Source organism: Rhodohalobacter barkolensis (assembly GCF_002834295.1).
GTDB classification, from domain to species: Bacteria; Bacteroidota; Rhodothermia; order Balneolales; family Balneolaceae; genus Rhodohalobacter; species Rhodohalobacter barkolensis.
In genome coordinates, this window is the sequence record NZ_PISP01000007.1 from 1 (window position 1) to 14405 (window position 14405).

General features: G+C 45.0%; 9 protein-coding genes. 4 read left to right on the forward strand and 5 right to left on the reverse strand.

Going from position 1 to position 14405, the window contains the following annotated elements; translation table 11 throughout:
• Positions 1 to 870: 870 nt before the first annotated feature.
• On the reverse strand, positions 871 to 3297 hold the full coding sequence (gene priA / locus CWD77_RS15215) for a replication restart helicase PriA (RefSeq protein ID WP_101074466.1): 2427 nt from the start codon (positions 3295 to 3297) through the stop codon (positions 871 to 873).
• Positions 3298 to 3843: 546 nt separating this feature from the next.
• Between priA and CWD77_RS15735 the strand changes: the two genes are divergently transcribed.
• Positions 3844 to 3978 (forward strand): hypothetical protein, encoded by a 135-nt coding sequence (locus CWD77_RS15735; RefSeq protein ID WP_276307530.1) that lies wholly within the window; start codon positions 3844 to 3846, stop codon positions 3976 to 3978.
• A gap of 117 nt (positions 3979 to 4095) precedes the next feature.
• On the opposite strand, the gene CWD77_RS15220 is transcribed toward CWD77_RS15735, so the two are convergent.
• Complete coding sequence (locus tag CWD77_RS15220) at positions 4096 to 5151, reverse strand: S1 family peptidase (RefSeq protein WP_101074467.1); 1056 nt, start codon at positions 5149 to 5151, stop codon at positions 4096 to 4098.
• A gap of 227 nt (positions 5152 to 5378) precedes the next feature.
• Here CWD77_RS15220 and pulA point away from each other — a divergent pair, with 227 nt between their 5' ends.
• Both pulA and CWD77_RS15230 read left to right on the forward strand, forming a co-directional pair.
• On the forward strand, positions 5379 to 8231 hold the full coding sequence (gene pulA, locus CWD77_RS15225) for a pullulanase-type alpha-1,6-glucosidase (RefSeq protein WP_101074468.1): 2853 nt from the start codon (positions 5379 to 5381) through the stop codon (positions 8229 to 8231).
• A gap of 670 nt (positions 8232 to 8901) precedes the next feature.
• Positions 8902 to 9486 (forward strand): DJ-1/PfpI family protein, encoded by a 585-nt coding sequence (locus CWD77_RS15230; RefSeq protein WP_101074469.1) that lies wholly within the window; start codon positions 8902 to 8904, stop codon positions 9484 to 9486.
• Positions 9487 to 10021: 535 nt separating this feature from the next.
• On the opposite strand, the gene CWD77_RS15855 is transcribed toward CWD77_RS15230, so the two are convergent.
• The 3 genes from CWD77_RS15855 to asd all read right to left on the reverse strand — a co-directional run bounded on the left by CWD77_RS15855 (position 10022) and on the right by asd (position 11758).
• On the reverse strand, positions 10022 to 10168 hold the full coding sequence (locus tag CWD77_RS15855; protein WP_101074505.1) for a DUF2256 domain-containing protein: 147 nt from the start codon (positions 10166 to 10168) through the stop codon (positions 10022 to 10024).
• Between the two features lie 12 nt (positions 10169 to 10180).
• Positions 10181 to 10639, reverse strand: coding sequence for an energy transducer TonB (locus tag CWD77_RS15240; protein ID WP_101074470.1), 459 nt, complete (start codon positions 10637 to 10639; stop codon positions 10181 to 10183).
• A 63-nt stretch (positions 10640 to 10702) separates the two neighbouring features.
• The gene (gene asd / locus CWD77_RS15245) at positions 10703 to 11758 is read right to left on the reverse strand and encodes an aspartate-semialdehyde dehydrogenase (RefSeq protein ID WP_101074471.1); all 1056 of its coding nucleotides are present in this window, start codon (positions 11756 to 11758) and stop codon (positions 10703 to 10705) included.
• A 217-nt stretch (positions 11759 to 11975) separates the two neighbouring features.
• Between asd and CWD77_RS15250 the strand changes: the two genes are divergently transcribed.
• Entirely contained in the window at positions 11976 to 13433 is a 1458-nt protein-coding gene (locus tag CWD77_RS15250; protein ID WP_101074472.1) for a glycine--tRNA ligase, read from the forward strand.
• Positions 13434 to 14405 lie beyond the last annotated feature (972 nt).

Here is a 14405-nt window from a genome sequence, read left to right on the forward strand (position 1 = left end):
TTTCGATCTCTTTAAATTCCCCCTTTTTGTCATCAACATCTGCTGTGTTCGGTATGTTTATCGTTAACGACTTCATATTTGAAATGTAATTAATTTTTCTGTTTAACGATAATCAACAGATATTGGTCTTAAAAAGGGGGAATTTAAAGTGAGCCCTATAACGACTCACCGCCTAAGCGGTCATGCCGGGTTGTTAATTGAAAGTATTGTAACCCGAGAAAGCCGAAAACTACACCCCAATTTCTTAAAACCTAAATCGAGGTATGTCCGCTTTAGGCGGTTGTTATAGAGCGTAAATGGTGAACTTTATATGTTTAAAAACTATATGCTGATTTTACTTTCAATTCTTTCAAGTTTGCTCCTTTGAAACAGATAAACAACTGGCGTGATCGAAGGAAATAGTACCATGAATATTACCCATAATGACTTATGGTAAAATTTTCTGTATGCCATATCTCCAATAACAATTAGCCAGGCTGCCGCCGATAAAATAATTGCAGAATGAGTTATGACTTGAGGAACAACCCATTGTTGAAATATGGAAAGCAGTGCAGTTATTGAAAATAGAACACTACTGATTACAATAACCCAAACTAACTTGTAGTTTAATTTAAAAGCTGAATATTCCATATAACATTTACTCTATGTGAAAGATTAATTATGTATAGCTCTATTACATGTATTTATCGGCACTATCTTGATTGTGCCAATGTCCGATAATGATCCAATCATTCCCCCAAAGCAAGTAATCACAATATTTTGCCCCAGTAAGATTTTTCGGCTAAATCAGTTTGATCAGAATTAAAAGCCAATCTCGAAATAACCCATCTCAATTCTCACATCCCAAATCTCACATCTCATATCTGAGTCCTACTCCACCGCATCCACATCCACATTGATTCGCACCGCGCCGGCTCCTTTCGGTTTGATGGCATCATACTTTGCAAATATGGTATTCAGCAGCTTCTCAATGGCATGACCGTTATATTTTCGATCCAGTTTGATGTTCGCTTCCCATTGATACTTTCCACTCATCCACTCAATAACCGAAGGCGATGGTCCCATCACAGGATTTTCGCCAACCACCATCCGCATCGCATCACAAAATTTGTCCGCCACTGTCTGAACCTTGCTCCATGACTGGCTCTTAAACTGAAACACAATCATCCTTGAATAGGGCGGAAACATCAACATTTCGCGCTGGTGAAGCTCATATCGCGCAAAGGTTTTAAAATCGTGGGTTCGGGCGCACTTAATGGCCGGATGATCCGGTTTCCAGGTCTGAACATAAACAACCCCCGGCTTTTCCGCGCGGCCGGCACGACCCGCTACCTGGCTCAGCAGCTGATACATTCGCTCCCCGGCACGGAAGGATGGAAACGCCAGCTCCGTATCGGCATTGACCACACCTACGACCGTCACATTTGGAAAATCAAGGCCTTTAGCCACAATCTGAGTCCCGATCAGAATATCGGCGTTACCCGATAAAAACTGATCATAAATCTTCTGATGACCATCTTTGCCGGACGTGGTATCCATATCCATTCTCAGCAGCCGGGCATCAGGGAAGAGTTCCTGAACCTGCTCCTCCACCTGCTGTGTTCCGCTTCCTTTTGTTTTCAAATTGCTGGATCCGCACATCTCACAGCGACTGTCTGCACGACGGGAGTATCCGCTATAGTGATCGAGCAGAATATTCTTTCGTTTATGATAGGTCAGGCTCGTCGAACTCTCCGGACTTTCGGGAATATGTCCGCAATCTTCGCACTGCATAAAGGAAGCAAATCCCCTCCGGTTGTAGAGAAAAATAACCTGCTCTTTTCGATCAAGTGCTTTTTTTGTCTCATCATAAAGCTCCACTGTCAGCGGTCCGCGCATGGCCGACTTGTACTCCTTCATATCCAGAATACTCACTTCAGGCATAGTTCCGGTCGGACGGATGGGAAGGTGCAGCAACGTGTGTTTCTCCTCTTTCACCGCTTGAACCGAAACCATTCCCGGCGTGGCCGATCCCAGAATAGTCACCGCTCCCTCCATGTGAGCACGCATAATGGCCACATCCCGAGCGTGATATCGCGGTGCAGGATCAAACTGTTTGTAGGAGTTGTCGTGCTCTTCGTCCACCACAATGAGGCCCAGATTTTCGACCGGTGCAAAAACCGCCGAGCGCGGGCCAATCGCAATTCTTTTCTCGCCCGACTTTAAACTCTGCCACGCCTCGTATTTCTCCCGTTCGTTCAGCCGGCTGTGGAGTACCGCAATCTGATCCCCAAATATCTGATAGAAACGTTTGACGGTTTGAGGAGTGAGCGCAATTTCCGGCACCAGTACAAGCCCGCCCCTGCCCTGATCCAAGGCATGTTTCAGCGCATGAATATAAACTTCTGTTTTTCCCGAGCCGGTGACACCGAAGAGCAGAAAACTTTTAAAAGTCTCTGCGTCGAGCGCATCACGAATCTGTTCAAACGCATCCTCCTGCTGATCCAACAAACTGTTCAGCTTCTCCGGCTCAAACACTCCCTTGTAGATCTCCTCACCCTTTACCGGCAGATCCACAGATTCAATCCACCCCTCCTTTTCGATGCGATTCAGTGAGTATGAAGTAAACAGATCGTCCATCTCCTGCAGCTCACTGTTTGGCATTGGCAAGTCGAGTGTGGTCAGCTTCTCAAACGCCTGAACCCATTTTGTCTCCCGCTCATTTTCCGTCAGCCCCTCCAGAACAGACCCGGGATCAACACCCTTTTTAATCTGCCAATGTTTAACCTTCTTGAAATCGACTTTTTGCCGGGGTTCTTCCCAGATGGTTATCCAGCCGTGCTGAAGCGCCTTTTTGAAAAACGTTTTCCCTTTTCCATCCCGCCACCGCTTTTCGGCCTCTTTCAAGGTGATGGACTTCTCCTCTATCTCCTTTAATATCGCGAGTTCTTCTTCAGTGATTTCAGCCTTGAATCCCTTTTTAACCCTGAGCCTTTTCTCGGATGAAAAGTTGAGCCCAACCGGAAGCGCAGCCTGAATAGCCTCACCCCAGCTGCAGTAGTAAAACCGGTGAATCCATTCCGTGAGGTTGAGCACGGTTTCATTCATGATCGGGTCCGAATCCAGAATCCGCTCAATCGGACGAGTCTCAAAATCAGGCTTATTATCGTGTACCCGAACCACCATCCCGATCGCAAATTCATTACGCAATGGCACCCAAACCCTCATTCCGGGTTTGATCGAATCATCCCGGGTTTCGTAGGTAAAAACCTGCCGTACGGCTGTGGGAAAAGCTATGTCTGCAAACTGTTTATTCATCCGATCCACAAACTATTGATTTCAGCCGTAAAGATTGAGAGATTTTTTACAAAGATCATGCACCTGACGGTGCATCTTGAGTGATAGTAAACTTTTGAGTGGGATAGTAAGATTCAGTATCTACTTTACAAAACAAATGAACAGTTGATTTTTAAACTGAATCTACTACTAACAAGAAATTCATGAATTTGAAAATCCTACTCACAATCCGCTCCGGATGGAGCGGCAGGTTTGTACAGAACGGATCATATTATCTACCTTCAGCGCGCCGGAGGTGCGCTACTCTTTTTATAGTGACATTATCACATTGCTTTATGTACTGCTCCATCCGGAGCAGGGTATGAAGTCAGCTTCTTTTTACTTACAAACATAATGCACCTGCCGGTGCATCTTGGTCGATTATAAATTTTTAGGTGGGATAGTAATATTCAGTATCTACTTTACAAAACGAACGCACAGTTAAGTTTTAAACTGACCCTCCTGCTAAGAAGGGTTTGTGAAATTTAAAATCGTATTCGAAAACCCGCTCCGGATGGAGCGGCAGGTTTGTACAGAACGGATCATATTATCTACCTTCAGCGCGCCGGAGGTGCGCTACCACAACTGTTGACAGCACTATTCACTCTGCTCACTTCTGAGCAGTCGAAAAAAGTGGCTCGCCGATTTACACAAAGAACATGAACATGGTTAGGAAATTCCCCTGACCGTTTTACACAACCTTGTGGGTATAGCATATCAAATCTTGTGTTTAAGAAAGTGCATGTGACAGCTTGGAGCGGTCTGATGTAGACAGGGCATTTAATTTGTACCGTAAATCATACGATAACTCTTATCGAGCTCACGTAAAACCCTGCGATTCTCACTCAAAAACTCCCGAATAGATTGTGTTGATATCGCCTGAGTTAAACCATAATCCAGTGTTGCTATCTCCCGGGCCATGATATATCCGTCGTAAAACTGATACGATAAATCAGGATCTAACTGGTTTTCTTCAGGAACCAAATAAAATTCTCGTGTTGCAATTCCGGCATTGGAAACCCCTACCCAATCAAACGACTTGAAATTATCCTTTGACGCTACAATAATTCCCCCGCTGATTCCTCTATTGTAAAGAGCATCCGTTAAAAAATCACCTTTGGTATTTCTGTTATCCTGAATGACGATACCCTGCGTAACGGCTTCAAAACCTTTTGGATAGCCCATAACATAAAGCACACTCCCCGATCTCAAATTTTCAGAAAATCCCATGGGGATTTCGAGTGGTGTCAGGTCTTCTGCAATATCTTTGAAATTTCTGAGATTGATACTGATTAAAGCCAGATCCTTTGACGTATCTTCCTGAAGAAGTGAATAAGTTGCCAGAGTTCTGTTTGTAAGAGCCACATTAGATTGACTCTGCTTCACCGCAATGGTTCTCACATATGTATTTTCCGGAATATCATCTCCGATTTTATAGCTGTACACCCGTTCAGGAAAATTGACCGTATGCGCACAGGTTAAAAGAATTCCCCTGTCCTCAGATTTCCTGATTACAATTGCACTGCCGGCCGAACTCTCCTCTACTATGGTTTGATCTACGGCAATATCAGCCGGGTTGATGGTATCCGCCTCGGCGGCGGTCATATTTACATTTTCATCAAGTATGTAGACCCGATATCGTGCTGTGGATGTAATTCGGATGATAGACTGCTGAATTTCTTTAATGTTGTCAGACACATCCACAATTGGATAACCCGAAGTATAAAGCGGATCCGTTACAGGTAAATCATCAATCTTAACCTGATAGGTTTGGGTGCAGGATCCAATGAAAGCCGCAATAAATACCAGAAAAAACAATCGGGTAAGATTTTTCATTATAGACCTGATATTGAAAGTTTATATCAATTTATTTCTTGTACGTCTGTATTGCAATTTTGTTATCCAACACGATTTTAATCATGCACATTACAGTTGATCACTTTTACACATATTTTCAAGGCAAGTAAAACCGGTGAAGCGTAAGCTCCTTGACACACACTTCATAAATTCGTTGTATAATACTCTGCAAAACAACCGAATACTACACCTGCTACTTAATCATTATGAGATTATCTATCGTCTTCCTGTTCATCGCTGCCGGAGTTCTCATCACTTCTTGTTCTACTCCTGAGCCGGTTTCAGAAATTTCAACAGAACTGAAAATTGACGGCGCTTCCGCCCATTGGGTCTCGTCTGATTTGTTAATCTGGGATCCCGGAGTTGAAGCCGATCGATATGAAATCCACTACAGCCGGAAAGCAGACCTTACGATTCAAAGCTTCGATATACCCTCCGGAGAATCTATCTCACTTGAAACGGATGGAATACTAACCGGATATTTAGCCGATAAATTCCGACATATTTCAGAGCGACCCGTTTTCTCTGTAGATGCTGAAAAAGATGAACTTCGCCGTGCCTTGAAAGGGCAACTCATCGCAGTGGCATACGATTCAAACCGGATTCCTGTCTCCGCAACTCGCGTACAAACCCATGGAGTGATTGACGACCTCTACACCTACGACGGGCAGCTCGGACCCATCTATTCCGGTGATGATCTCTCACTTAAACTCTGGGCACCCACGGCTCAGGAAGTAACACTTTCGATTTTTGATGATGATAAGAACGAAATTGAAACCATTGAGGCGGTTCAGAATAATCCTGAGAACGGCGTTTGGGAATTTGAGAACCTGATTGAGTGGGATAGAAATTTCTATCGCTTTAATGTTACCGTTTTTCATCCTGAGAACAATCAGATTAACACTTTTGAGGTAACGGATCCCTACTCGGTCAGCCTTTCAACGGATAGTCATTACAGCCAGTTTGTGAATCTGAAGGATGATAACATCAAACCGGCCGGCTGGGATCAGCTAAAAAAGGAGCTTCCACATCCTGCGGATATCACATTGTACGAAGCACACATGCGTGATTTCAGCATTATTGATAAATCGATTCCTGAGGAACACCGTGGAACCTATATGGCATTTACTCACAATGGAGAAAAAGGTTCAAATCTGTCAGACGCGATGGCTCATCTGAAACGGCTGAGCGAGTCAGGATTGACGCACCTGCACCTTCTGCCAATTAACGATATCGCCTCCATCAAAGAGGACACAAATAATCGCGTGGATCTGGATGATCCTTTCAACCGGATTTGTGAAATTATCGGTACGAATGACCAGCTTGCTGAAGATTGTGAAAAATATGGCACTACTCCCATCCGGGAAGTTTTTGAGAGTTTATCTGAGGACGATCCGACTACTTTAGAAATTCAGCGAATTTACAGATCACCTGAACACGAAAATAAACTGGCAGACTACGACGGTTTTAACTGGGGATACGATCCTTTTCATTTCAACACGCCGGAAGGAAGTTTTGCCACGAATCCGGAGGGAGTACAGCGCATTTTGGAAACCCGGGAGATGGTACAGGCACTTGATGAAATTGGTCTGAACATCGTTGTGGATGTGGTCTACAATCACACGCACGCTACCGGTTCGTCCCGATTCTCCGTTCTCGATAAGATGGTTCCCGACTACTACCACCGACTGGATCCAAATTCCGGTGACGTGGAAACATCCACTTGTTGCTCCAATACAGCAGCAGAGTTTAATATGATGGAGAATCTCATCATTGATTCTGTTTTGCTTTGGGCCAAAGAGTACAAAATCGATTCCTTCCGGTTTGACCTGATGGGGCATCACCCGCGTTATGTAATGGAGCGTCTGACCGAAGAGCTTGCAAAACTCACGCTCGAAGAAGACGGTGTGGATGGGAAAAACATCTACATCTATGGTGAAGGCTGGAATTTTGGAGAAGTCGCCGACAACCGCATTTTTGATCAGGCTACCCAATTTATGATGGGCGGAACAGGTATCGGAAATTTCAACGACCGAAGTCGTGATGGAATCCGAGGAGGAAATTATACCAACAACCGGCGCGATCAAGGATTTACAAACGGGCGCTATCTCTTCCCAAATGATGATACCGGAGATGAGAATGAGGAACTTGCTGCACTTCTGGACCAGGGAGATCGTATCCGTGTTGGCATGACCGGTAACCTTGCCGACTATCCGTACATCAACAGAAACGGTGAAAGTGTGACCGGCGGAAATGAGATGATTGGCTATGCGGAACTGCCTCAGGAATCGGTCAACTACATCGACAAACACGACAACGAAACACTTTGGGATAACACGCAATCCAAATTGCCACACGATCTGGAAATGGACGAACGCATCCGAGTTCATCTACTCAGTCAGGCGATGATAAACTTTGGCCAGGGAGTTCCATTCCATCAGATGGGAACAGATATCCTGCGTTCCAAGTCGATGGACCGAAACAGCTACGACTCCGGAGACTGGTACAACGCCATCGATTTTACGCTCGAAAACAATAATTGGGGCATTGGCCTGCCACCCGGCTGGGACAACTCCGACCTATGGGATGGGCAGCGGGAGTTTCTATCCAATCCCAATATCGATATTCAAAAAGAACATATGGAGCTCTCTCATCAGCTTTTCCGTGAGCAGCTGGAGATCCGGTACAGCTCTCCGCTCTTCCGATTACCAACCGGTGACGAGATCAACAAACGGGTAGCCTATCACAACACCGGTCCCGATCAAATTCCCGGTATTATTGCGATGAGCTATTCTGATGGAGTGTGCTCCGGTAATGATCTGGATTCTAGTCTGGACGGAGTACTTATCATCTTCAACAGTAGTTTGGATGAGCAATCGATTGAGCTAAACCTCTCCGGTATGACTCTCCATCCAAGCCAGGTTAACGGGTCTGATGAGATCGTAAAAGAGAGCCGCATTGAAAACGGAATGGTCACGGTACCGGGACTAACCGCTGCCGTTTTTATAAAAGAACAAAATGGCGAGCAGGGAGAGTTTGTGTGTAATCCAATAGAATAGTTGATATTCAGTCCAGATCTGTCAGGTTTCCAAAACCTGACAGGTCTTTTGGTTGAGTTGTCTCTTCTTCCACCAAGGCAAAAAGTCTCGAAGATTCACAAAGACTATTCTGCGAAAAATCCGCGTGTAAATCTGCGAGAAACAGTGTCCTGTAGGTTATACCCGACACTTACAGATGCCGACAGCTGTCGGTACGCTGCCAGGTCTTTTCTTTCATTCTACAATTTTACTTTTTTTCCAATATCGATCAGAAGGCTCCGAGGGAGCCCTTGTCATCATTACGTTTGTATTTCTATAAACAGAATACTCCTAACGGAGTTGGTTTATATTCGTGCCGAACATTCAAATCAAACCAACTTACTGAACTCGGTTTTCATTCTTCAAAAAACCCATTCATGGGTTTAACACACGAGCGCGGGATTTATCCCCGCGAAACTCTGCGCTTACATCAGCGAAAATCTGCGAGAAACAATACTCTGTATTCTTTACCCGACGCTTTCAGGTGCCGACAGCTGTCGGTAAGCTGCCAGGTCTTATTCATCAATATCATCCGTCTGACCGAAAATGCAACGGTCTGACGGAGTGACTGGGTGATCTTTAGAACGATCTCTTTTCTATTCAGGTTTTTATTGATAGACTCATCAACTAAAAATTAAAACAAGGAGAATTTATGGGAGCAAAAAAGATTTTAATGATCGTTGGGGATTATGGTGAAGACCTGGAAATCATGGTTCCGTTTCAGGCTCTGCAGATGGTTGGACATAATGTTCACGCCGTTTGCCCGAATAAAAAGAAAGGGGAAACTTGCCCTACCGCCGTTCACGACTTTGTAGGCGATCAAACCTATAAAGAGCTAACCGGACACAATTTCACCCTGAACTACTCTTTCGATGATGTGAAGGTTGAAAAGTATGATGCGTTGGTCCTTCCCGGCGGTCGTGGTCCTGAATATCTGCGCCTGGATAATAATGTGATTGAGATGGTTCGTCATTTTGTAGAAGAGGATAAGCCGATCGCTGCTATCTGCCATGGACTGCAAATATTGGCAGCCGTTGGTGGAATTGAAGGGAAAACTCTGACCGCTTATCCCGCATGCGGTCCTGAAATGAAGCTTGCCGGTGCAGATTACAAAGATGTAGAGCCAACGGAAGTTGTCCGGGACGGTAACCTGGTAACTACCCCCGCATGGCCAGGACATCAAAAATGGCTTGCAGAATTCCTGGATGTACTTGGAACAAAAATTTCACACAATTAATATTCTACATCCTCGTGGCACGTCTCCAAGCCGTGCCACGAGTTATTTTAATAACAAATTTATGTTGGCACATCCCTCCTGCCACAAAGTCTCCAAGACTCGAAGTTTCACAAAGATATCTCCGCGGAAATCTGCGAGAAATAATTCTCATTCCGTAGGAATATCCTGTTTGTAGAAAAATGTACAGCAGTTACCGTCGCTCCGTAGGTGCGACCTGTTTTTTCGACCTATTATTTTTCTCTGTCTCCAATATTGATCAGGAGGCTCCGATGGAGCCTAAATATGAGCAGCGAGGGTTTGCTATAAACAGGACACTCCTGACGGAGTTTTTCTAGAGCCTTACATTTTTCACCTACCACTAAAGCAAAAAAATCAACGGTTCACAAAATCTTCTCCGTGGAAATCAGCGTTTCAATCAGCGAAACTCTGCGAGAAACAAAATTTCTGACGCTGACAGATCCTGTAGGTGCTGTCAGGTCAATTATTGGATCATATCTCACCCGTCTGACCGAAAAGGCAACGGTCTGACGGAGAATTATTTTCTACTCTTCCTCTCTCTTCGGCATCTCTCGCTGCAGTACTTTACATCATCCCAATTCTTCTCCCACTTTTTACGCCAGCTAAACGGCCGATTACAAACCGGACAGATTTTTTCGGGCAGATTAGGCTTTTTATGGGTCATCCCGGGTAGCAATTACTGACTCGTGTTGTCGTTAAAATACGCACTGATTGCATATTGCTGTTGAACCGGTTCGCCATTTAAAATTGCAGGTTCCCATCTCTCCATATTTGCTATGATTTTTTCATACATAGATGTAATGGCTTCATGCGGGCTCATCAGTGTTTCGACCTGTCCCGCAACTCCCTCATTGTTAACCACATAAGTCATCACCAGTCGGCCGTTATATCCTTCTATCCTGGCCTCTTCAGGAATTATTGTATTCATTTGAATATGAGATTGAAGCGCCTCATTTCCACCGGGATACTTTGCCCACTCATCCGGTTGGGGAAACTCTTCAGAGACCAGTTGATTAGGCATGGGTACTTCGGCATAACTCGCAGATGAACTGTTCACCTGATTACCGGTCGTTGAACAGCTGAACCCTACAAATACAAAGAGTGAAAAAAGGATTGTGAATAAATATTTACGCATAGCAACCTATTTAATTAAAAGATCACAAAGCATAAATAAATTATGTTGCCAATTCAACTGCGTTTATTTCAAAAATCCTTTCTTAACCAGTAGTTCTGCATTTAAAACAGCGCCACCGGCAGCTCCGCGAACCGTATTATGAGCCATGGCAATATAGCTTACATCCATCACGTGAGCCTGACGAATTCTTCCAATGGCCGTCTGCATCCCACCTTCACTGTCTGCATGCAGTCGCGGCTGAGGGTATCTCGGATCGTCAAATATTTTTAGTGGAAATTTTGGGGCTGATGGCAGATCTAGATCATGAATTGGACTTCCCCAGCTCTTCATCACATTGATAATCTCATCTTGATCTGCTTTCCTTTTTAAGCTCACCGTAACTGAAAGCAGATGTCCGTTGATGACCGGAACCCGGGTGGCGGTTGCCTGAACAGGAAAATCTGCATATCGAACGGCACCGTCTTTCAATTTACCTAATAGTTTCAGTGGCTCCTGGCGAATTTTGGACTCTTCACCGCCAATAAATGGAATTACATTTCCCATTATATCGAGACTTGGAACACCGGGATAGCCGGCTCCTGATATCGCCTGCATAGACGTTACAACTACCGACTCAATTCCAAAAGCATCGTATAGCGGCTTCAGGGATGTAGTTAAGGGAACAGCCACACAGTTGGGATTGGTTACAATCCAGCCGGACCCATCAGCTGTAAACCTCTGCTCACGTATCATTTCGATATGATCGGGATTTACTTCAGGGATTAAGAGCGGTACAGTTGGATCGGTTCTGAAATTCTTTGCATTGCTGATTACCGGGATCCCGGCCTTGGCAAAATCAGTTTCAATCTCAGTAGCTACTGACGAATCAAGCCCGGAAAAAACAAAGTCTACCTCATCAAAATGGTTCGATGTACACTCCAGTACTGTCAGTGATTTGACCCCATCCGGCATGCGCGTGCTTTCAATCCAATTCGCAGCTTCCTCGTAAAGTTTACCCGCCGATCTGCTTGACGCACCCAAAGCCGTAATCTTAAACCAGGGGTGATTTTCAAGAATTCGGATAAACTTCTGCCCAACGGCTCCTGTAGCTCCCAATATTCCGACTTTAAATGAAGTCATAAACTGCTAATCCTTTTATTAATCTTCCTAAAATGTATCGTTTCACCTGATCATCCAAGTAACCAGTTGGTACTTTAGTGATCTTTACCGGCGGAGTCGAAAATAACAATTCCTGTATACAAACGATTCATCAAAGGGCAGATTTTTCATATCTTTGGTGTTTTGTAGCAAATCCGAATTGAAATACGATTTTCAAAACGAATAACCATCAGATTTTATGCCTGTAAAGAATTTAGATTCATTAGACAAAATTGTTTCACTGTCGAAAGCCAGAGGGTTCATTTTCCAATCCTCAGATATTTATGGGGGTCTCGCAGCCGTTTATGATTACGGCCCGCTTGGCGTTGAACTGAAACGAAACATTCAGGAGAACTGGTGGAAATCGATGACACAATTCCACGACAACATTGTTGGTGTGGATGCGGCTATTTTTATGCATCCGAAGGTCTGGGAAGCAAGTGGCCATGTGGAAGGGTTCAACGACCCGATGATTGACGATAAGCAGTCCAAAAAACGATATCGGGCGGATATGCTGATCGAGCAGCACATCCAGAAACTGCGCGATAAAGATAAAGATGACGAAGCTGACAAACTCCAGGAGCAGCTCGACACCACCGGTACCCGTAAGGGATTATGTGAAGATCTCTACGATATCATCATGCAGGAAGAGATTAAGGCTCCCGATTCAGGAGCATTCGACTGGACCGAAGTGCGTCAGTTCAATCTGATGTTCAAAACTCACTATGGAGCAACATCATCCGGAGATGATGATGCTATTTATCTGCGCCCGGAGACTGCGCAGGGTATTTTTGTAAACTATAAAAATGTACTCGATACGGCACGGGTTCAGATTCCATTTGGAATTGCACAGGTTGGAAAAGCTTTCCGTAACGAAGTGGTTGCCCGTCAGTTTGTGTTTCGTATGCGCGAATTTGAGCAGATGGAGATGCAATACTTTGTAGAACCGGGTACGGACGAAGAGAGTTATGAAAACTGGCTCAATGCCCGAATGGAGTGGCACAAGAGTTTGGGAATCCGGGAAGAGAATTTAAGAACCGCTCCGCATCCGGAAGATAAGCTGGCTCACTATGCCCGTGCTGCCGCTGATATTCAGTTCAAATTCCCTATTGGATGGCAGGAAGTGGAGGGTATCCACAACCGAACCGATTTTGACCTCTCCCGCCACCAGGAGTACTCCGGAAAGAAAATGGAGTACTACGATCAGAAACAACAAAAGCGTTACACTCCTTATGTGATCGAAACATCCATTGGGCTGGACCGCTGTACGCTGATGGTGCTTTGTGATGCCTACCGCGAAGAAGAGGTGGATGGCGATACAAGAACCGTACTCAAGCTTCACCCAAAACTGGCTCCGACCAAAGTTGGGATCTTCCCGCTTATCAAAAAGCCTGAACTGCAGGAAGTAGCAAGAAAGATCGAGCACGAACTCCGGGAAGATTACAATGTTCTCTATGATGAGTCCGGTTCTATTGGAAAACGATACCGCCGCCAAGATGAAGCCGGAACACCATTTTGTGTAACCGTTGATTTTGATGGTCTGGAAGATAATACCGTAACCATCCGCTACCGAGACAATATGGAACAGGAGCGTGTTTCCATAGATAAGCTGGGTGATGTAATTCGCGACGGGATGAGAAACTGGAAATCGGAGTAATCAACTCACCGCAGTGGCGCTGAAGTACACAGAGCGTATGGTGCCGTCAGACCGCTATAGTCGGTCAGACGGCTTCATGGTTAATAATTCATAGACCTGCCAGCGTCTGAAGTGCAACGAAAGTCCTGGCAGCGTCAAATGTCGCGTAGCTTTACAACGCTGATAGGTTTCCTTGTCAGATCTTAGTACCCGTGGCAAGCCTTACACTTAACCATCTGACCTCAGGAAGCGGACTGATGGGATCATCACACTCATGCGCCGGCAGGCGCATTACGTTTGTAAAAAAAGGCGAGACACATTAACCCACTGCTCCGGAGTGAGCAGTACGTTAATACTTTGTGTACAAAGAGAAGTAGCGCACCTCCGGCGCGCTGGTGATTAAACACTGATCTGAGTTTACAAAGTTGCCGCTCCATCCGGAGCGTGTTTTAGGTTGTTCACTCTCGTGACTATCCTTATAATCGTCTTCGAGTGTTTTAGCACAATCTCTAGCCGACCACTCATGACAGCCTGTAAAATAGAATCTAAGATCCTTACGGGTTTAGTTTCCATTCATTCAATTGACTTTATTGAACCTGCTAAGTCAGCTTCACACTCATCCCTGTGACAGCTTTGAGCTAGCTGATGGAATAGCTTCATCAATGCGCCGACAGGCGCATTACGTTTGTAAAAACAGGCGAGACACATTAACCCACTGCTCCGGAGTGAGCAGTACGTTAATACTTTTGTGTACAAAGAGAAGTAGCGCATCTCCGGCGCGCTGGTGTTTAGACGCTGATCAGAGTTTTACAAAGTTGCCGCTCCTTCCGGAGCGGATTTATGGATGTCCGCTCCACGTCTGACTAGCCTCAAAATTGTGCCACTAGTGTTTTCACCATTATCCCGACTGACCACTCAATGTGGTTTGTCGGCTAGGATCTAAGATCGGCTCAGAATTTCTTAATCTTCATTAAACAGACATTGAAGAACGTT